This is a genomic window from Pseudomonas fluorescens, assembly GCF_041354075.1.
GTDB classification, from domain to species: domain Bacteria; phylum Pseudomonadota; class Gammaproteobacteria; order Pseudomonadales; family Pseudomonadaceae; genus Aquipseudomonas; species Aquipseudomonas fluorescens_CE.
This window is the reverse complement of sequence record NZ_JARZGC010000002.1, coordinates 13128-32042: the sequence shown is the minus strand read 5'-3', so window position 1 is coordinate 32042 and position 18915 is coordinate 13128. Positions and strand designations below refer to the sequence as shown.

The following is an 18915-nucleotide window of genomic DNA, read 5'->3' as shown; positions in this document are numbered from 1 at the left end:
TGACAACCCAATGAAGGACTCCTGTATGAACACGCCCTATGACTCGCTCTACCTTTTCATCGGCGGTGAATGGATCGGCACTGAAGGCCGCAACACGGCTGCGGTCGTCAATCCGGCCACTGAGAACGAAATCGGACGGGTGCCGCTGGCCACCGCTGGCGATCTGGATCACGCCCTGGAAGTGGCGCAACGCAGTTTCGACGTCTGGCGCAAGACCGTGCCTGACCAGCGCGCCAAAGTGTTGAAGCGCGCCGCCGACCTGATTCTGGAGCGCGTACCGCATATCGCTGCGCAGATGACGCTCGAAGAGGGCAAGCCGATTGGCGAGGCCATGGACGAAGTCACCCGGGCCGCCGAGTATTTCGAGTGGTTTGCCGAAAGCGCTCGCCGCATCGATGGTCGTGTCGTGCCGAGCAACCGCCCGGGTGTCCTGCAACTGGTCAAGCGCCAGGCGATCGGCCCGGTGGCGGCGTTCACGCCCTGGAACTTTCCGGCCATTACCCCGGCCCGCAAGTTGTCGGCGGCCCTGGCGGCCGGGTGCAGCGTGATACTCAAGCCTGGCGAAGAAAGCCCTTCCACGGCGCTGGCGCTTGCCCGTGCGTTGGACGATGCGGGCTTGCCCAAAGGCGTTCTGCAAGTGGTATTCGGCGTGCCGGACCAGGTGTCCAGCCACCTCATCGCGTCTTCGGTCATTCGCAAGGTGACGTTTACCGGTTCCGTACCGATCGGTCGCCTGCTGTCGGCCAGGGCCGCCGAAGGCGTCAAGCCGATCACCCTGGAACTGGGCGGTCACGGGCCAGTGCTGGTGTTTGCCGATGCCGACATCAGGAAGGCCGCCGTGGAAGGCGTTGCCAACCGCTTCCGTGGCACGGGCCAGGTGTGTATCTCGTCAACCCGGTTCCTGATCCAGCGCGGTGCCTACGAGCCCTTCGTCGAGCATTTTGTCGAGGCCACGAACGCACTGCGCATCGGTAACGGCCTGCACCCTCACACCCAGGTCGGCCCGCTGGCCAACCCACGGCAACTGGCCAAGATGCAGGAACTGGTGGATGACGCCGTCGCCAAGGGTGCGCGGGTGCTGGCCGGTGGCGAACGCCTGCCGGGGCAGGGCTACTTCTTCGCGCCGACCGTTTTGGCGGAGGTGCCGATGGACGCTCGGGTCATGCACGAAGAACCCTTCGGCCCCATCGCCATCCTGATGCCGTTCGAGGGGCTGGCAGACGGCCTGGCCGAGGCCAATCGGCTGCCTTACGGGCTGTCGGCCTATGCCTTCACCAGCAACGCCCGCACCGCCATCGATGTTGCCGACGGTCTGGAGGCCGGCATGATCGGCATCAACCAATACCGCATCGTCGCCACTGAACTGCCCTTCGGCGGCCTGAAGGAGAGCGGTCACGGCTCCGAGGGCGGCATTGAAGGTATCGAACACTACCTGACCCACAAATTCATCAGCCAGATCTGAGGACACCCACATGTCAGCCATCAACTTCAGCAGCCCTCGCGAAGCCGCCAGGGCGTTCACTCCCAAGCTCTCGCAGTTCGTCGACTCGACGCTGTACCCGCAGATCTGGAGCGATCCGGCGCTGTCGCCGCGCGACCGCAGCCTGATTACCGTGGCGGCGCTGATTGCCGGCGGGCACTCCGAAGAGTTGCCGGCGCATTTGCGTCGTGCCGTCAGCAATGGCGTCACCCTGAACGAAATCTCTGCAGCCATTACTCACCTGGCGTTCTACGCCGGTTTCCCCGCCGCCATCACCGCGTCGGCCATCGCCAACGCCACACTCAATGCATCGGAGGCCAATCAGTGATGAAAGCCATTACCTTTGCCGCCTTTGGCGACGCCGATGTCCTTGAACTGACGGACGTTGCCGCCCCGCAAGTGCGTCCCACCGACCTGTTGGTGCGCGTCTATGCCGCCGGCGTCAATCGGGCAGACCTGACCCATCGCACCGGTGGCTACGGCCACCCCAATTTCGGCGACTCGCTGATCATCGGCCTGGAGATCGCTGGCGAAGTGATCGAAAAGGGCAGCGCTGTCACGGGCTACGAAATCGGGGATCGCGTGATGGGCGTTGTCGGGGGTGGCGCTTATGCCGAGCTGGCACGCATCGATTACCGCATGGCCATGCCGATTCCCGCTGAGCTGGACTACGTGCATGCGGCGGCGATTCCCGAGGTGTTCGTCACCGCTCATGAAGCGATGATGCACCTGGCGCGACTCAAGGCCGGTGACTCGGTATTGATCCACGCCGCCGCAGGCGGTGTCGGCTCCGCCGCCGTGCAACTGGCCTACGCCACGGGCGCCACCGTATACGCGACCACCGAGGGCAGCAAGATTTCCCGTGTCGAGCACCTGGGAGCCGATGTGGCCATCGACTACAAGGCTGAGGATTTCGCCGAGGTCATCGCGAGCAAAACCAATGGGCGTGGTGTCGACGCGATCATCGACTTTGTCGGCGAACCTTATTTCGCCCGCAACATCGCTTCACTGGCCAACGGCGGCCGGCTGGTCCAGGTAGGGATTCTCGGTGGCGGCGGCAACGTGGCGCTGAAGCTGGAGGACATCCTGTACCGCCACCTGCAAATCATCGGCACGGTGATGAAGTCCCGTACCCAGCCGGAGAAACACGCCATGATCAAGCGCTTCCGCGAGCACTGGCTGGATCGCTTCGAAGGCGGTGGCAGCCTGGAGCCGGTGGTCGACAGCACGTACCCGCTTTCGCGTGCCGCCGATGCCCATCGCAAAATGGAGTCGGCGCAAAACGTCGGCAAGATCATCCTGACGATGCAGCCTCAGGACCTGGTTTAGGTGCTGCGCAAGGTGCCCCCGGATCCTGGGGGCACTGGCGTATTCCGCACGGGAATACGCCCATGAAAATCATCCATTTCATTTATAGCGGCGGATCTCGTAGCGTAGCGGGCTCATGCATATGGAGATGACCGCCGTGAACCATTCCCCGCTGCGCCTGTACGTAGACGCCCAACTCACCAGCCCTTATGCCCTGTCGGCATTCGTGTTGCTTCGCGAAAAGGGCATCGATTTCGAGATCAAGACACTGGACCTCGATGCCAGCGAAAACCAGACCGTGGATTACGCCAACCTGTCATTGACCCGGCGCGTGCCGACGCTGGTGCAGGGCGACTTCGCGCTGTCCGAATCCTCGGCGATCACCGAGTACCTGGAAGAGGTCTTCCCCCAGGTGCCGGTCTATCCTCAAGACCCCCGGCAGCGCGCAAAGGCACGGCAAGTCCAGGCCTGGTTGCGCAGCGACCTGCTGCCGATTCGCCAGGAGCGGTCCACCCTGGTGGTGTTTTACGGACAGACATACGGCCCGTTGTCGGCGTCTGCCGAATCCGCCGCGAACAAACTGATCGACGCCGCGCAAGCGCTGCTGGCCGGCAACCGCGAGTACCTGTTCGGTGAGTGGTCGATTGCCGACGTCGACCTGGCCGTGATGCTCAACCGGCTTATTCTCAATGGGGACACGGTGCCAACTGCGCTGGTGGCGTATGCAAAGCGCCAGTGGCAGAGGCCTTCGGTGCAGGAATGGGTGGGGTTGCAGCGGCCTGCGCTCTGATCGGAACGTCAGCCGGAACGCCATCGCCGAAGTCAGTCAGCCGACTGTCCGACTGAGCAAGCTCGGCCTGATGTTCGACTAAAGTTGCTTTATCTGCGCAACTTCGGCGCAGATATCTCGCGCACCGAGGTTGGAGGCAGAGCATGAGACCCTGCAAAACACTCCTGATCACAATGATCGCGGCAAGCCTGTGTGGCTGCACCCATTCATCCAGCCAATCGGTGAATCTCGCGCTGACGGGGATCCACAGAAATGCGGGTCAGATTGGCCGGGTCACCCTCACCGACGTGAATAACCAGACCAATCTGAATTTCTACATCACGGGTGTGCCGACTGGCACCCTGTTGCCGCCCCGGGTGTTTACCTTCATCCACAAGGGCAGTTGCCAGCAACCGGGCGCGGTGGCGTACGCCTTGAATGATCAGGTCAACACCAAAAGCAATGCGGGCACCAAGGGCTGGGGCTTTTACCGAAGTGCGCCAGTGCCGCTGGCGGCCTTGCTGGCCAGCCCACATTCCGTCGTCCTGCGCAGTGCGCCCTCGGATGGCGACGCCGACATCTTTTGCGGCGATATCACGGCGTCCACCGGAGGCTGATCACCAACCCTGCAGCACTCGATCCCTGCATCTCCTGTAGGAGCGGACTTGTCCCGGGCGGCGTTCCGACGATGGTCGTTAACGATGACGTTGGTTGCCTGACACCCAGCGGTGTCTGTGAGTCCATCGCGAGCATGCTCGCTCCTACAGACTGTGGGAGCGGGCTTGCCCGCGATGGTCGTCAACGCTAACGCTGACTGCCTGACACACCACAGTAGGGGGTGCTCTATCTGTTACTGTGATCGGCCGAACTGGCAACTGTCACCTGCGCATGAATCACCGCCCCAGCCTCCATCCCGTTACTGTCGCCGACATCCCCGAAGTCCTGGCCTTCGTCCTGCAGGCGCGCGCCGAGCTGTTTCCCACACTCGGCGCTGCCGGCCTGCCGGCAGACCTGGAACATTTCGAAAGCGTTTACCTTCACGGTGATGGCCAGTTCCTGGTCGCGCGTTTCGAGGGGCAATTGGTCGCGGCGGTGGGCTACCGGCCTTACGACGGGCGCTTCCCTCAATTGAAATACCAGGGTTTGAAGGTGGTGGAAGTGGTCCGCCTGTTCGTACTGCCGCCGTTTCGTCGCAGCGGTCTGGCGGCCGAGTTGTACCGCGCCCTGGCCGAGCTGGCGCACGCCGATGGGGTCCAGGTGGTCTACCTGCACACCCATCCGTTTCTACCGGGCGCGATCGACTTCTGGGTTCGTCAGGGTTTCGAGATCGTCGACATCGAAGCCGACCCGGTCTGGCAAACCACCCATATGCAACAGCGTGTGATCAGCTAGAGCGCAAGCGCAAGATCTGCGCGCCATCGAACGGGTCTGTCAGGTAGTGCGCCTGCACACCAAAAGTGTCTCCCAAGCGTTGCGGCGTCAGCACCTCCAGGGGCTTGCCGAGCGCCACCAGCCGGCCTCGATCCAGCACGGCCAAACGGTCACAGCTCAGCGCCTGATTGAGGTCATGCAAGGCGATCAGGGTGGTCACCGGCAAGGACTGCACCCCCTTCAGGATCGCCAGTTGATGTTGGATATCCAAGTGATTGGTCGGCTCGTCCAGTAACAGGATCTTTGGGCGTTGGGCGAGGGCCCGTGCGATGTGCACGCGCTGGCGCTCACCTCCGGAGAGGCTGCGCCAGGTGCGTTGGCGCAGGTGCGTGGCATCGACATCCTGCAAAGCCTGGCGCACGATGGCGTCATCGTCGTCCGACCACGGGCTCAAGGCTGACAGCCAGGGCGTACGGCCCAGCGCCACGGCATCGAACACCCGAATGGCTTCGTCCGTGTCGGCCTGTTGTTCCACCACCGCCAGTTGCTGCGCGATGCTGCGGCGCGACAATTCGCTCAAGCGTTGGCCACCCAGGCGGACTTCGCCGGTCGCCGGCGTGCGCAAACCGGCGAGCAGTTTGAGCAGGGTGGATTTGCCGGATCCATTCGGCCCGACGATGCCCAGGGTTTCGCCGAGTTGCACCTCAAGGTGAATGTCGTTCAGCAATTCGGCGTCACGCACGCGAAAGCCAAGGCCGGAACAGCTCAGTACCGATGCACTCATCGGGCATTCCTCCGACCGATCAGAATCAGCGCAAACACCGGCGCCCCCACCAGCGCGGTAATGACCCCGACCGGAATCACCTGGCCCTTGATCAAGGTCCGTGACAACACGTCCGCCGCAATCAGAAACAGCGCACCACCCAGGGCACTGGCCGGCAACAACCGCGAATGCCCGGTGCCGAGCATCAGGCGTGCGGCATGAGGAATCACCAGCCCGACAAACCCGATGGAGCCGACGATCGACACCATCACCGCCGTCACCAGTGCGGCACAGCCGATCAACACCAACTGCACCCGGCGCACCGCAATCCCCAGCGACGCTGCCGAGTCGGCGCCAAAGGTAAACGCATCCAACGCCCGCCGATGCCATAAACACACGACTAGGCCGGCGACGGCCACCGGCACCGCCAACCACACCGACGGCCAGCGCACGCCACTGAGGTTGCCCAGCAACCAGAACAAAATGCCCCGCGCCTGTTCGGAACTGGCCGACTTGGTGATGAGAAACGCCGTCAGGGCATTGAACAATTGCGAGCCGGCAATGCCCGCCAGAATGATCTGACCGGTGCCGTTGGCAGATCCGCTGACCCGCGCCAACACCACCACCAGTGCAAACGCCGCCATGGCCCCGACAAAAGCCCCGGCCGACAGCGTCAGTAACCCGGCCCCGACACCGAGCAATGCCACCAGCACCGCACCGGTGGAGGCGCCGGCACTGATCCCCAGCAAATACGGGTCGGCCAAGGGGTTGCGCAGCAACGACTGCAGGATCACCCCGCAGGTCGCCAGCCCGGCCCCGCAGGCGGCAGCCACCAGGGCGCGGGTCAGGCGGTAGTTCCAGACGATGCCTTCATCGATGGGGTTGAGCGTGTAACCCGCGCCCCACACTTTGTTAGCCAGCACCTGGAATACCACGCCCGGATCGATGGGCGTTTCACCGATGGCCACCCCGGCGAGCACCGCCATCAACAGCAGCAGCAACGCCAGCAGGGTGCGAATCAGGCTGGCGGTCATTTCGGCAGGTCGTAGCCGTCGATGGCGCTGGCCAGTTGCTCAAGGCCATCGAACATCCGCGCGCTGGCCTGCAGGGCCATGGCGTCGAGAATAATGATGCGGTTGTGCTTCACTGCGTCCATGTTGCGGGTGACCGGGTCGTTGCGCAGGAACGCCAGTTTCTTCTCATGGTCATCGGCCGGGAAACGGCGACGGTCCATGCGTGCAATCACCAGGAAGGTCGGGTTGGCCTTGGCAATGGTTTCCCAGCCCACGGTCGGCCATTCCTCATCGGACTCCACCACGTTGCGGATACCCAGGGTGCCAAGCATGAAATCCGGAATGCCCTTGTGCCCGGCCACAAACGGATCGACGTGCAGGTCGGTGCTGGAGAACCACACCAGCGCACTGGCCTGCTTCACGCCTTTTTCCTGCACCTTGGCCACGGAGGCGGCCAGTTTTCCCTTGAGCTGCGCGACCCACTGTTCGCCGCGCGCCTGCACGTCGAAAATCTGCGCCAGTTGCTCGATGCTCTTGTAGATCGTGTCGATGCGGAACGGCTCCAGACGCGTGCCGTCGGCGCCCACCCGGTTGTCCTTGCCTTCACAGTCGGACGGCAGCAGGTAGGTCGGAATCTTCAACTCGTGAAACTGCTCGCGGGTGCCCACCGCGCCTTGCGGCCCGACCATCCACTCGAACTCCACGGTCACCAGTTCCGGACGCTTGCCGATCACCGCTTCAAAACTCGGCTCGTTGTTCGCCAGGCGTTCGATTTTGTCGTTCTGCGCCTTGTACGCCGGCAACACGTCGTTGAACCACAGCGAAGTCGCAACCACCTTGTCGCCCAGGCCCAAGCCGTACAGCATCTCGGTGCCGGCCTGGCCGATGGTCACGGTGCGGGTGGGCGCCTGCGGGAAGGTGAGGGGGCTGCCGCAGTTGTCGATCGTCAGCGGGTACTGGGTCGGGGCGGCGTGCGCCAGGGCACACAGGCCCAAACCGGTGAACAGCGCGGCAAGGCGGGGCAACAGCATGATGCAATCTCCATGTGGACCGTACTTGAAACGGGCGCGGTACGGGTCTGGAAACACACCATCGAACGCTGCGGTTAATAAGCAGGGCAAGGCCGGTCGGCAACGGATGTCCTCCCCGGACACCCCGCCGGTTAGTGATTCAGCTGGCCGGCAGGTCTCCTGACTGATGCGTCGTCGCCGTGCTCCGGCCTTCCCGGATCTGATCCAGTGGCCATCGAGGAGCGGGCTCAGCACCTACAGTTGCGGGGGCAGTTTCGATTGACGCCGGATACGGCGTTTCGAATTCCCTATTAGTCCCGTTCGGGAACCGGCGGCGTATGGTAGTCGATCAGGCGGCCGAGGGGGAGCGTGGTTTTTTACTCCGGGCGCAGGTGAACTTTTTGCGGGTCGCCACGCGTCCAAGTTTCAAATAACCCCAGACAGGAAGCGACCATGACCTACACCTTTTTCATCTTTCTCCTGGCCAGCGCGGCGGCCGCCAGCACTGGCATGTTCTTCAAGCCGGGAGAGTGGTACCGATCGTTGGTCAAGCCGAGCTTTACACCACCCGATTGGTTGTTCCCGGTTGCCTGGACGATCATCTACCTGCTGCTGGCCTGGGCCGGCTACCGGTTGACGCTGATCCCCGGCAGTCAGGAAGTGCTGGCGCTGTGGGCGGCGCAGATTGCGCTCAACACGCTGTGGACGCCGGTCTTCTTCGGGGCGCAGCGCGTGTTGGCGGGCATGGTGATTCTGGTCTTGCTCTGGCTGGTCGTCGCGGCCATGGTGGTGCTGGCCCTGCGTCTGGACGTGATCACCGGCCTGATTCTGTTCCCTTATCTGGTGTGGCTGTGCGTTGCGGCCGCGCTCAACTTTTCCATCCTGCGAAACAACCCGCGATAGTGGATTGCGCGATGCCTCAGGCACGCAGTGACGGAAACGCCAGTCGCGACGACTTGAAGAACGCATTGATCCGGGCCGTCAGCCCGGTCGCCGCTGAGTCGCGGCGTTGGCTGACGACCATCCGGCCGATCTCCAGACCGAATACGATTGCATCTTCGCGGGACACGAACAGAAGCGAAGGGGTTTGCCGTGCGTCCTTGAGCTCTTGGCCATCGAGCCAGATGGAAATTCTCGCGGTGTGATGCGTTTGCAGACTGCCGGCAGTGCTCGGGTTGGCAGTCACGGGGCCGAAGGTTTCAACAAGGATGTCGTGGCCCAGGTAGGTCTCTTTCTCGATAACGCTTGCAAGCTGTGCGGTCATACGTGCTTTCCATAGCCTTAAAACAATCATGGGCGGAACGATACTGAAAAATCTGTGCAATGCCAAATTGATATCATTGCGAGCTGTGTGGAAATATCTAGTAAAATGACGAGCTCACAGCTTCCGCGCGCCCTCTGTGGGAGCGAGCCTGCTCGTGATGAACGGAAACACGTTGCGCCTGCCAACGAGCATTTTGATCGTTCCCACCGGGTGGGAACGACCCTGTCCACGCGTTACTCAACCGGATCCAGCTGATCCAGCGCCCGATTGACCGCCAGCTCCGCGAGCATGATGACCTGGGTAATACCCAGCAACGTATTGCGGTGGGTGCCCTCGGTATGGTCCGCCACATCCATTGTCATGACGCTGGCCGAGGCCAGTGACTCGCAGGCGCTGCCCAGCAGTGTCTGCGCATCCACTTCGGGATTGACGAAGTACATCGAGCAGAGGGTTCGCGGGGTGGCTTTGAAATCCGCACTCGACAGATGCTCCTCGTCGAATGGCGGAATGTGGGTGTTTTCGGAATCGGTGTCCGGCGAATGGGCTTTGGATTTGGACATGGATGGAACTCCTTACTCTCAAAAAAGTGAGCCATCACACTCGCTACCAAACAAGGGTGGCGGCCATGCTCAGGTTGGTAGACCGGACGTAAGGAAACCGGCGCGCCCGAAGACGCCCTGTGCATGACCACCATGATGCAGGTCCGAATGAACACTGCAAATCATGCTGCCTTGCACCTTACGAAAAGCCGGAGCTACCAAACCCCACCGCTGTCTCTCAGCGACGGGAAAACGATAAAACCCGGGCCCAAGGCGCACAAGCCGGCGGATTCTGGGCTGTCCGTAGGCATCGGCGCAAGGTCGTGTAGCTTTCAGGAAGTAAATTTGGCGGCGGTTAAACAGGGCCGGTTTTTGTGTTGAGCGGGCAGCATGACCGGCCACATTCTCACGCGGTGCGTGGGACGAACCGTCTTTTGGCGTAGGAAGATCAGTATCGATAACCGACATTGACCATGACCGCAGCACCGCCCAGGACCACCAGTTCGGCACCCATCGGCCCGTAATAGGTGCCAACGGAGGGAATGATCACCGGCCCGACGCCCAGGTTGTTCAATGGAATCCTGTCCTTGTATTTGCCTTTGTACCCGTGGAGCAGCCCGCCACTGAGCTTGACGTAGACCGGATACGCCTCGGCGACCCAGCGATGGCCGTAATACGCGTAGTAGGAGCGCTGGTCAAAGGAGTTTTTGAACGTCGCGCCTCCCCACAGCGAACCATCGGCCCGGTTGCGTTCGACGCTGATCAGCTGTTGACGGTTATTGTGGTCGGGGTCGCTTTTCCAGTGTTTGGTGTAGGCACTCGTCTGGAAATACCAGAAGTCGCTATCCTTGGCGAACGCGACGGGGCTGATGAAGAGGGTGCTGAGCAAGAGGATTGGACGTTTCATCGATCACCAGTTTTCTGAGGCCAGGGCGGAGTTACCGCGAAAGCTTGCCATCGAAAACGGTGAGCAACCGGCCGTTTGATTTACCGGGTATTGCTGTAAAGCCAGGATAGAAATGAGTTGTAACATACTGATTTATTTGGAAAACCTCTTGGCGCCCGCCACGCACAGAATGACCGCTACGGTCACCGCCACCATCCCCGGGCTGACCTGCTCATGCAGCAGTCCCGCCGCCAGCGTCAGGCCAAAAAACGGTTGCAGCAGTTGCAGTTGTCCCACCGCTGCAATCCCGCCCTGGGCCAGCCCGCGATACCAGAACACGAAGCCGATCAACATGCTGAACAGCGACACGTAACCGAGGCTGAACCACGCCGGCAGGCTGATCGCGCTGAACGAAGCGGGGGCGCGCCAGGCGCTCAACAGTGTCATGGCCGGTAACGACAGGACCAGCGCCCAACAAATCACCTGCCAGCCACCCAGTGTTCGCGACAGCTTTGCCCCTTCGGCATAACCCAGCCCGCAGGCGAGGATGGCCAGCAGCATGAGGATGTCGCCCAGGGGAGAGGCCGTCACGCCCTGGGCGAGCGCATAACCCGACACCAGCAGGCTGCCCAGCACGGAGAACAGCCAGAACGCCGGGCGCGGACGCTCGCCGCCGCGTATCACGCCGAACACGGCGGTGGCCAGTGGCAGCAGGCCGACGAAGACGATCGAATGCGCGGAGGTCACGTATTGTAGGGCCAGCGCCGTCAGCAGCGGAAACCCGACCACCACCCCCAAGGCAACGATGACCAGCGGCACGAGCTGCGATCGCGCCGGGCGTTTTTCCTTGAACAGCATCAGCAAGCACAGCGCGAGCACGCCGGCCAGGGTGGCGCGGATGACGGTGAGGAACACCGGGTCGAATTCCAGCACCGCGACGCGGGTGGCCGGCAGTGAGCCGCTGAAGATGATGACGCCGATCAGGCCGTTGAGCCAGCCGCTGGCGGACTTCTCCCGAGGCTGGGTATTGAGGTGGGTTGCTCGTTCCATGACACTCACTCGATGGGGGGTTGAGACGACGGGTTGCCTTGGGCGCATCGTATGACCGAGTATTAAGACAATCAAAAAATTGTCATGGATACATCGTCCTATGCCTCGTTTGCGCTACAAGTCGCTGGTCGACAGCTACGCCGCCGATATCCGAGCGGGACGCCTCGCGCCCGGCACGCGCCTGCCGACTCACCGGCAGCTCGCCGCCGAACACGGGTTGGCGCTGGTCACCGCCAGCCGGGTTTATGCCGAGCTGGAGGCGATGGGGTTGGTCAGTGGTGAAACGGGGCGGGGTACTTTCGTGCGGGAGATGTCCCTGCCGGCCGGTCAGGGTGTCAGCCAGCATGTGGTGGCGGTGGGCATGGCCGATCTCAATTTCAACTACCCGTCGTTGCCGGGGCAGACCGATCTGTTGCGCACGGCGTTGCGCCAACTGGCGTTGTCCGGTGACCTGGAAGCGCATCTGCGTTACCAGCCCCATGGCGGGCGTTTGCATGAGCGGGCATCGATTGCCCGGCACCTGCTGTCACGCGGCCTGAACCTGACAGCGGAGCAGGTGCTGATCGTCAGCGGCGCGCAGCATGGCCTGGCCGTGGCGATGATGGCGTTGCTCAAGCCGGGGGATGTGATTGCGGCGGATGCCTTGACCTATACCGGGTTCAAGGTGCTGGCCGAGTCGCTGCATCTGGAGATTGTGCCGATTCCGGTCACGGAGAACGGGCCGGACCTGGCGGCGCTCGAGGCGCTGTGCCGGCGGCGTTCGGTGCGGGCGGTCTACACCATGCCGACGCTGCACAACCCCTGCGGGTGGGTGATGGATGTGCCGTGGCGGGGGCGTCTGGTGGCTATTGCGCGCCAGCATGATCTGTTGATTATCGAAGACGCGGCCTATGCGTTTCTGGTGCAGGAGGCGCCGGTGCCGGTGGCCGAGCTGGCGCCGGAGCGGACGGTGTATGTGTCGGGGTTCTCGAAGAATGTCGCCACGGGGCTGCGTGTGGGATTTGTGGCGGCGCCGCTGGACAAGGTGCCGGCCCTGGAGCGGGTGATTCGGGCCACGACCTGGAACACCCCCGGCGTGATGACCGCCATTGCCTGCGGCTGGATCGACGATGGGACGGTCAGCCAGCTCGAGGTGCAAAAGCGGGCGGATGCCCAGGCGCGCCAGACGCTGGCCGCTGAGGTGCTGAAGGGACTGCGCTGCATGACTCACCCTTTTTCGTATTTTCTCTGGTTGCCGCTGGGCGAAGATGCACGGGCCGATCAGATCGCCGTGGAGCTGATGCATGAGCAGGTCGCGGTGTCGACGGCCGAACCTTTCGCCACCTCGGTGCACGTACCCCATGCGATCCGCCTGGCGTTGGGTTCGGTGGACATGGATGCGCTGCGTGAAGCCTTGATCAAGGTGAAGCGGGTGGTGGGCGTCTATGCCTGATTCACCGTTATCGGTCCGACTCCGATCCCTTGTAGGAGCGAGCATGCTCCGGGCGGCGTTCCGACGATGGTGGTTAACGATGACGCTGGCAGCCTGACACCCCTCGGCGCACTCGACCATCGCGAGCATGCTCGCTCCTACAGGAGCTGAGGTCGTCCGTCACTGGGTAGTTTTCTTCAATACGTCCACCAGCCCGCCCTTTACCTTGAGCCCCTGGTTCAACTGAAGGGAAGAAAACAACAATGAGTCTGATCATGTCGATGGCAGCGTTCGCCCTGGTGGCGTCGATCACGCCGGGGCCGGTGAATATCGTGGCGTTGAGTGCCGGGGCGCAGTTCGGGTTTCGCGCCAGTCAGCGGCACGTGGCCGGAGCGACCCTGGGTTTTGTGCTGCTGCTGGTGTTGATGGGGCTGGGGTTGCATGAGGTTCTGCAGCGATGGCCGCAGCTGACGCGGATCGTGCAACTGGCCGGGGTGGCGTTTCTGTTGTTCATGGCGTGGAAACTGGCGGCGGACAACGGTCAGCTCGATGCGAAGGATTCGGCACGGGCGCCGTCGATGGTGTACGGCGCGGTGATGCAGTGGCTCAATCCCAAGGCTTGGCTGGCCTGCGTGGCGGGCATGGGCGCATTTGTCGCCGATGGCGAGGCCCGGCTGGTGTGGCAATTTGCGGCAGTGTACCTGGTGATCTGCTATGCGTCTGTCGGGTGCTGGGCCTATGCCGGGACCTTCCTGCGAGGCTACCTGAACAACCCGGCGGGCATGCGCTTGTTCAACCGACTCATGGCGTTGTTGCTGGCTTTGAGCGCGGTGTATCTGTTGCTGCCCTAGCCGCGATATTGCCCCGGCGTTGCCGCCAGGTGCTGTTTGAACGCGCGCTGGAAATGCGCCTGGTCGGCAAACCCGGCTTCCAGCGCGACGTCCGCGATCAACTGGCCGCTGCGCAGGCGCTCGCGGGCGAACTGGATGCGCCGATTGACCAGAAAGGCGTGGGGTGTCATGCCGTAATGCTGCTTGAACGCGCGGATCAGGTACGACGGCGACAACTGCGCCGCCTCGCAGATGTCTTCGAGCTTGAGCAGACGGGTGCAGTTGTCACGGATGAAGTCGGCTGCGCGCTCGAGTTTGAAATTCGGTTCGCGCCCAGGCTGATCACCGGGGTTGAGGCGTTGCTGAACCTCGGTGAAAAACTCGACCGCAGCGCTCTGCTTGCGCAGCACATCCTGCTGGTGGTCGACGAGGATGTCGTACAGGGCGGCCAGGCCGGTAAACAGGCCGGCGTCTTCAGTGTGGGTGCCGGCGAAGCGACGAAACGCCAGGTCGTGGCTGAACCCGAGCTGATGCTGCAAATCGGTCAGCCAGGCCGTGTCGACATACAACATCAGGTACGACCAGGGTTGGTCGTTGATCGGGTTGCACGCATGGACATCGCCGGGGTTCATCAGCACCACCGTGCCGGCGGCGACCTCGAACGACGATTGCTCATGCAGGTAGGTACTGCGCCCGGCGGTGATCGCGCCGATGGAAAAGTGCTCGTGGGAATGCCGGGTGTAGCAGACCTCGCGGCCGTCGGCGATGGCCCGGGCCTCGATGAAGGGCAGGGCGTCGTCGCGCCAGAAGCGCGGGGCCTTGTCGGTGTCTTTGGCGGTGATCTTCATCGTCGCTGTCCTCGGCAGATCCGTGGTGCAGTGTAGGCGCAGCGCCTCGAAATGCCGATCAGAAATCTCGGTGCGCGAAGGTGTGCCAGCTCCGATTCTGAATGCCTGGCAAAATTCGTGGTCGTGCTGTCAGACCGGGTCAGGCTGCTGTCACTATGACTCTATTAGGAGTCATAGTGACTTGATCGTAATGAGGTCAAAATGACCTTGTTCGACATAAGTCCTTGATTCTACGGGAGTGTGTAGTTGGCACGAATGGTGATATAGCCTAAGTACAACTGGTCTGATTCAGGAGTACGAAAAATGTTCGCCTACTTCAACAATCCACATAAAGTCCTTCACCTGTCGAGCGAAGTCCTGATCGCGGGGCTTGCGATGTTACTGGTGGGAATCTACGGCGCCTACCTCTACAGCGGTCACCTGTCGATCGTGGTCCAGGTCGCACTGCACGCCATGACCATCGTCGGCCCAACCCTGATCAAGATCGGCTACGTCATGCGCCTGTTGTCGCAACACCGGTTGGGTAAAGGCCCGGTCAGCAAGATTGCGGCGTAAGCAGTCTGATTCGAGCCGGATCCTGCGGGAGCGAACCTGCTTGCGATGGCAGTCATGAGGTTTTCCTACACGAGTGGGGATTTTGCTCACTTGATGACAGGATCTGACCGATAGAAGACGCAGAAATGGTGAAGGGTGAGAGCTGCTATTTTGAGCACTTCAAAAAGCGCTTCTGGAACACTTCATGCCACATATCGCGCTCTCGCAAGTTGTCGCAAGCATATCGGAACTGAAGAAAAACCCGATGGGCACCGTCGCAGCAGGGCGAGGTTCTTCTGTTGCGATCCTTAATCGTAACGAACCGGCCTTTTACTGCATTCCGGCCAAAGAATATGAAGCGTTGATGAACCGGCTGGACGATCTCGAGTTGGTCGCATTTTGTAAGGAAAGAGAAAACGACCCGACCATCACGGTCTCGATTGATGACCTATGAGTTGACGTTCTCTGAGAAATTCGATGCGCCGCTGGGCTTACGGATTTACACAAAAAGTGTGAGCGAGCCTGCTCGGGCGGTGCTTCGACGATGGTCGTCAACGATAACGGGTAAAACCTGACACCCAGTAACGGCCCTGTTCTTTTTCGCGAGCAGGCTCGCTCCCACAGGGTTTCTTGCCTCGCCGCGACTCGATCGCACAGCGATCATCGAGTCGGCGAAGTGTTGCGCTGACGGGCAATCCACTCTGTCGCCAAATCAATAAACGCCCGCAACTTGGGCTGCGTCTGCGTGCGGCTGGGGAAGTACAGATACAGCGCCGTGCTCAGCGGCACAAACGGCTGCAACACACGCTCCAGGCGGCCATCCGCCAGTTCATCGGCAATCTCCAGGTCGCAGGCGTATATCAGCCCGCAACCGCTGCGGGCTGCCGAGACTAGCAGTCCTCGATCATTGACGATCACACCGCCCTCAACCCCCACGGTAAAGTCGCGGCCATCGCGGCGGAATTCCCAGCGGTGCGGGTTGCCCGAGGTCGAAAAACGAAAGCCGATGCACTGGTGGTCGGTCAGGTCCTCCGGGCTCGCCGGCCTGCCGGCACTGGCGAAGTACGCCGGCGCGCCCACCACCGACCATTGCAGGTCCGGCGTCAGGCGCACCGCGACCATGTCTTTTTCGATGGACTCTCCCAACCGGATCCCCGCATCGAAACCGCCGGCCATCAAGTCCACCGTGGCGTCGTCCAGGCAGATGTCGAGCGTGACCTGCGGATACACCTGGCGAAACAACGGCATCAGCGGCTCGAGCAACAACGCCCCCGACAAGCGCGGCGCCGTCAGGCGCAGGGTGCCCATGGGCTGGTCGCGAAAGCCGCTGAGGACCGCCAGCGCCTCATCGATTTCGCTGGCCGCCGGGCGTAATCGGGCAAACAGGCTGGCGCCTGCTTCGGTCAGGGCGACCCGGCGGGTGGTGCGCTGGAACAACAGCACGCCGGTGCGTCGCTCCAGCAATTTGATGGCGTGGCTGACGGCCGTGGGCGTCACCGCCAGGCGGGTCGCGGCGAGGGTAAAGCTCTTGTGTTCGGCCACTGCCAGAAACTCGGTCAGGCCATCGAAAGGATCGTGATTCATCGAAGTCGCCATTATGAAAGAGCGTTTCATAGTGCTTGTAACACGAGGGCATTTTTCCAGGCAATCTTCCTGCGTACCTTGTGCCTACCCCAACGTAAACAAGGAATCACGCTCATGACCACTTCCAACACGTTCAATCGTATCTGGCTGATCACCGGCGCTTCCCGTGGCATCGGCGCCAAGATTGCCGCCGCTGCCCTGGCCAACGGTGATGCCGTGGTTGCCACCGCTCGCGACGCCAGCAGCATCAGCCAGCGTTTCGGCGAACACCCGGGTTTGCTCGCTGCCAGCCTCGACGTCACCAACGAAGCCCAGGGCATTGCGGTCGCCCAACAAGCCATCGAGCACTTCGGACGCATCGATGTGCTGGTCAACAATGCCGGTTTCGGCGTGCTCGGCGCTGTGGAAGAGGCCAGCGCCGACGAAGTGCGCCGGGTGTACGAGACCAACGTCTTCGGCCTGCTTAATGTCACCCGTGCCGTCCTGCCACACATGCGGGCGGCGCGCAGCGGGCGCGTGATCAACCTGTCTTCGGTCGGGGGCTACAAATCCGGGCCGGGGTTTGGCGTCTACTGCTCGACCAAATTCGCCGTCGAAGGCCTGACCGAGGCCTTGCACGCCGAACTGGCGCCGCTGGGAATCAAGGTGACCGTGGTCGAACCAGGCTACTTCCGCACTGAATTCCTGGAGGGCAACTCGCTGGTTGAATCCCCGGCGTCTATAGCCGACTACGACAGCACCGCCGGTGAAGTGCGCAGAATCGCCAAGGCCGTGACCCTGAACCAGCCGGGCGATCCGGACAAACTGGCGCAGGTGATGATCACCCTGGTTGAAGCGAAGGACGCACCGCTGCGCCTGCCGCTGGGCAGTGACTGTGTTGCCGCCATCGAGGCGAAGAACGCTTTCGTCGCCGGTGAACTGCAGGCTTGGCGTGAGGTGTCGGTGTCTACTGATTTCAAATAACACCGACCCTGTAATGCGATGGACTTCCCCCACCCCAACGCGTCTATGCGCCGATGGGCATCATGTAGGAGCATGCTCGCTCCTACAATGGGGTGGTGTTCACGACCTTCGGTCCGGTACAGGGGAGTCAAAGGGGTTCCCGGGGCATCTAAAGTACACGCCCACCACCGGAGCCACTGATGCTGATCCCAGGCAAACCGCTCAAACACGGCGCCAGCAGCGCCCCTTCGCTTTCACCGCAGCAAATCCGCACGACCTTGCGCGACATGGCCCGCGCCGCCGAGCAGCAAGTCATCGGCGTGACCATGGCCAGCATGGACGAGCTGACGCTGCTGTCCAATCGCCACGGTTTCACGGCACTGGCGCAGTTGGGGCTCGATGCCTGCCAACAGCTGGAAATCCCCGCCACGCTGCTGTTTTTCGACCTTGATCACTTCAAGCACATCAATTATCTGTATGGCCGCGCAGAGGGCGACGATGCGCTGAAGACGTTCGCTGACGTGTTGCGCATCGCCTTCCGCGAAAGTGACGTGGTCGGCCGGCTCGCCGACGATGAATTCGGGGTGTTGTTGACCGGTTCGAGTGCGGTGGAGCTGGGCGCGATCAAGGCGCGGATCGAGGAAATACTCGATGAACGCGATGCCACGATGCGCCGCAGTTACGAGATTCGATTCAGTATTGATCAGATCGAATACGAGCCGGCGCTGCATGGCTCGGTTGAAGGGATGCTGGGTGCGAGGGATCGCGGTTTCTCCAGTTAGGCCCTCATCGCGAGCAGGCTCGCTCCCACAGATTGGAGTGCCAAAAACTGTGGGAGCGAGCCTGCTCGCGATGGCGTGCCCGGCATTGCGCACTATTTCGCAAACAGTTGGCCAATGTCCTTGAACGCCTTGAACTCCAGCGCGTTGCCGCAGGGGTCGAACAGGAACATGGTCGCCTGCTCACCCACCAATCCCTTGAAGCGAATGCCCGGCTCGATCACGAAGCGGGTTTCGCGGGCCTTCAGGCGTTCGGCCAGTGCTTCCCATTGCGCCATCCCCAATACCACACCGAAATGCGGCACTGGCACGTCGTGGCCGTCTACGGCATTGGTGTGCGCAGCTTCCTGGGAAGCGTTTTTCGGCGCCAGGTGAATCACCAATTGATGGCCGAAAAAGTTGAAGTCGACCCAGTGGTCGCTGGAACGACCTTCCTCCAGGCCGAAGACTTCGCCGTAAAAGGTGCGGGCCGCTTGAAGGTCGTATACAGGGATGGCCAGGTGAAAAGGGGACAGTTGCATCAGGGAGGCTCGC

At 62.0% G+C, this 18915-nt stretch carries 23 protein-coding genes and 1 riboswitch; of the genes, 13 read left to right on the top strand and 10 right to left on the bottom strand.

Annotated elements, in window-relative coordinates:
* The first annotated feature begins 25 nt into the window (after positions 1-25).
* The 6 genes from QIW53_RS02440 to QIW53_RS02415 all read left to right on the top strand — a co-directional run bounded on the left by QIW53_RS02440 (position 26) and on the right by QIW53_RS02415 (position 4949).
* Positions 26-1462 (top strand): NAD-dependent succinate-semialdehyde dehydrogenase, encoded by a 1437-nt coding sequence (locus QIW53_RS02440; protein WP_371048110.1) that lies wholly within the window; start codon positions 26-28, stop codon positions 1460-1462.
* Between the two features lie 10 nt (positions 1463-1472).
* Positions 1473-1808, top strand: coding sequence for a carboxymuconolactone decarboxylase family protein (locus tag QIW53_RS02435; RefSeq protein ID WP_371048109.1), 336 nt, complete (start codon positions 1473-1475; stop codon positions 1806-1808).
* Positions 1808-2809, top strand: a complete 1002-nt coding sequence (locus tag QIW53_RS02430; RefSeq protein WP_371048108.1) for an NAD(P)H-quinone oxidoreductase — start codon at positions 1808-1810, stop codon at positions 2807-2809. The genes QIW53_RS02435 and QIW53_RS02430 overlap by 1 nt, the downstream gene beginning before the upstream one ends.
* Before the next feature lie 136 nt (positions 2810-2945).
* Complete coding sequence (gene yfcF, locus QIW53_RS02425; protein WP_371048107.1) at positions 2946-3578, top strand: glutathione transferase; 633 nt, start codon at positions 2946-2948, stop codon at positions 3576-3578.
* 143 nt (positions 3579-3721) lie between these two features.
* Entirely contained in the window at positions 3722-4174 is a 453-nt protein-coding gene (locus tag QIW53_RS02420) for a hypothetical protein (RefSeq protein WP_371048106.1), read from the top strand.
* A 271-nt stretch (positions 4175-4445) separates the two neighbouring features.
* A complete protein-coding gene (locus QIW53_RS02415; protein WP_371048105.1) occupies positions 4446-4949 on the top strand; it encodes a GNAT family N-acetyltransferase in 504 nt (167 codons plus the stop codon).
* Here QIW53_RS02415 and QIW53_RS02410 read toward each other — a convergent pair.
* The 3 genes from QIW53_RS02410 to QIW53_RS02400 are packed head-to-tail and all read right to left on the bottom strand — an operon-like array spanning position 4942 to position 7732.
* The gene (locus QIW53_RS02410; protein ID WP_371048104.1) at positions 4942-5712 is read right to left on the bottom strand and encodes an ABC transporter ATP-binding protein; all 771 of its coding nucleotides are present in this window, start codon (positions 5710-5712) and stop codon (positions 4942-4944) included. The genes QIW53_RS02415 and QIW53_RS02410 overlap by 8 nt on opposite strands.
* Positions 5709-6713, bottom strand: a complete 1005-nt coding sequence (locus tag QIW53_RS02405) for a FecCD family ABC transporter permease (protein WP_371048430.1) — start codon at positions 6711-6713, stop codon at positions 5709-5711. Before QIW53_RS02405 ends, QIW53_RS02410 begins: the two co-directional genes overlap by 4 nt.
* 8 nt (positions 6714-6721) lie before the next feature.
* Positions 6722-7732: an ABC transporter substrate-binding protein gene (locus QIW53_RS02400; protein ID WP_371048429.1), complete on the bottom strand. Its 1011-nt coding sequence runs from the start codon at positions 7730-7732 to the stop codon at positions 6722-6724.
* A gap of 135 nt (positions 7733-7867) precedes the next feature.
* A riboswitch (cobalamin riboswitch) is annotated at positions 7868-8062 on the bottom strand.
* A 105-nt stretch (positions 8063-8167) separates the two neighbouring features.
* Here QIW53_RS02400 and tspO point away from each other — a divergent pair.
* Positions 8168-8617: a tryptophan-rich sensory protein TspO gene (tspO, locus tag QIW53_RS02395; RefSeq protein WP_371048103.1), complete on the top strand. Its 450-nt coding sequence runs from the start codon at positions 8168-8170 to the stop codon at positions 8615-8617.
* A 16-nt stretch (positions 8618-8633) separates the two neighbouring features.
* Here tspO and QIW53_RS02390 read toward each other — a convergent pair whose 3' ends face one another.
* The 4 genes from QIW53_RS02390 to QIW53_RS02375 form a co-directional block, all read right to left on the bottom strand.
* Entirely contained in the window at positions 8634-8978 is a 345-nt protein-coding gene (locus tag QIW53_RS02390; RefSeq protein WP_371048102.1) for a hypothetical protein, read from the bottom strand.
* Between the two features lie 233 nt (positions 8979-9211).
* Positions 9212-9538 (bottom strand): DUF6124 family protein, encoded by a 327-nt coding sequence (locus QIW53_RS02385; RefSeq protein WP_371048101.1) that lies wholly within the window; start codon positions 9536-9538, stop codon positions 9212-9214.
* A 427-nt stretch (positions 9539-9965) separates the two neighbouring features.
* Positions 9966-10424: a sn-glycerol-3-phosphate transporter gene (locus QIW53_RS02380; protein WP_371048100.1), complete on the bottom strand. Its 459-nt coding sequence runs from the start codon at positions 10422-10424 to the stop codon at positions 9966-9968.
* Positions 10425-10556: 132 nt separating this feature from the next.
* The gene (locus QIW53_RS02375) at positions 10557-11453 is read right to left on the bottom strand and encodes a DMT family transporter (protein ID WP_371048099.1); all 897 of its coding nucleotides are present in this window, start codon (positions 11451-11453) and stop codon (positions 10557-10559) included.
* A 100-nt stretch (positions 11454-11553) separates the two neighbouring features.
* Between QIW53_RS02375 and QIW53_RS02370 the strand changes: the two genes are divergently transcribed.
* Together QIW53_RS02370 and QIW53_RS02365 are read left to right on the top strand one after the other, a co-directional pair.
* The gene (locus tag QIW53_RS02370; RefSeq protein ID WP_371048098.1) at positions 11554-12885 is read left to right on the top strand and encodes an aminotransferase-like domain-containing protein; all 1332 of its coding nucleotides are present in this window, start codon (positions 11554-11556) and stop codon (positions 12883-12885) included.
* A 242-nt stretch (positions 12886-13127) separates the two neighbouring features.
* The gene (locus QIW53_RS02365) at positions 13128-13715 is read left to right on the top strand and encodes a LysE family translocator (protein ID WP_371048097.1); all 588 of its coding nucleotides are present in this window, start codon (positions 13128-13130) and stop codon (positions 13713-13715) included.
* On the opposite strand, the gene QIW53_RS02360 is transcribed toward QIW53_RS02365, so the two are convergent.
* Entirely contained in the window at positions 13712-14542 is an 831-nt protein-coding gene (locus tag QIW53_RS02360) for a helix-turn-helix transcriptional regulator (RefSeq protein ID WP_371048096.1), read from the bottom strand. The genes QIW53_RS02365 and QIW53_RS02360 overlap by 4 nt on opposite strands.
* A 303-nt stretch (positions 14543-14845) precedes the next feature.
* On the opposite strand from QIW53_RS02360, the gene QIW53_RS02355 reads away from it, so the two are divergent.
* Together QIW53_RS02355 and QIW53_RS02350 are read left to right on the top strand one after the other, a co-directional pair.
* The gene (locus QIW53_RS02355; RefSeq protein ID WP_371048095.1) at positions 14846-15097 is read left to right on the top strand and encodes a transmembrane sensor/regulator PpyR; all 252 of its coding nucleotides are present in this window, start codon (positions 14846-14848) and stop codon (positions 15095-15097) included.
* A gap of 184 nt (positions 15098-15281) precedes the next feature.
* Complete coding sequence (locus tag QIW53_RS02350; protein WP_371048094.1) at positions 15282-15530, top strand: type II toxin-antitoxin system Phd/YefM family antitoxin; 249 nt, start codon at positions 15282-15284, stop codon at positions 15528-15530.
* A 206-nt stretch (positions 15531-15736) separates the two neighbouring features.
* Here QIW53_RS02350 and QIW53_RS02345 read toward each other — a convergent pair whose 3' ends face one another.
* The gene (locus QIW53_RS02345; protein WP_371048093.1) at positions 15737-16660 is read right to left on the bottom strand and encodes a LysR family transcriptional regulator; all 924 of its coding nucleotides are present in this window, start codon (positions 16658-16660) and stop codon (positions 15737-15739) included.
* A gap of 114 nt (positions 16661-16774) precedes the next feature.
* Here QIW53_RS02345 and QIW53_RS02340 point away from each other — a divergent pair, with 114 nt between their 5' ends.
* Both QIW53_RS02340 and QIW53_RS02335 read left to right on the top strand, forming a co-directional pair.
* The gene (locus tag QIW53_RS02340; protein WP_371048092.1) at positions 16775-17623 is read left to right on the top strand and encodes an oxidoreductase; all 849 of its coding nucleotides are present in this window, start codon (positions 16775-16777) and stop codon (positions 17621-17623) included.
* A 179-nt stretch (positions 17624-17802) separates the two neighbouring features.
* Positions 17803-18384, top strand: a complete 582-nt coding sequence (locus tag QIW53_RS02335; protein ID WP_371048091.1) for a GGDEF domain-containing protein — start codon at positions 17803-17805, stop codon at positions 18382-18384.
* Positions 18385-18476: 92 nt separating this feature from the next.
* Here QIW53_RS02335 and QIW53_RS02330 read toward each other — a convergent pair whose 3' ends face one another.
* A complete protein-coding gene (locus tag QIW53_RS02330; protein WP_371048090.1) occupies positions 18477-18902 on the bottom strand; it encodes a VOC family protein in 426 nt (141 codons plus the stop codon).
* Positions 18903-18915: the final 13 nt, after the last annotated feature.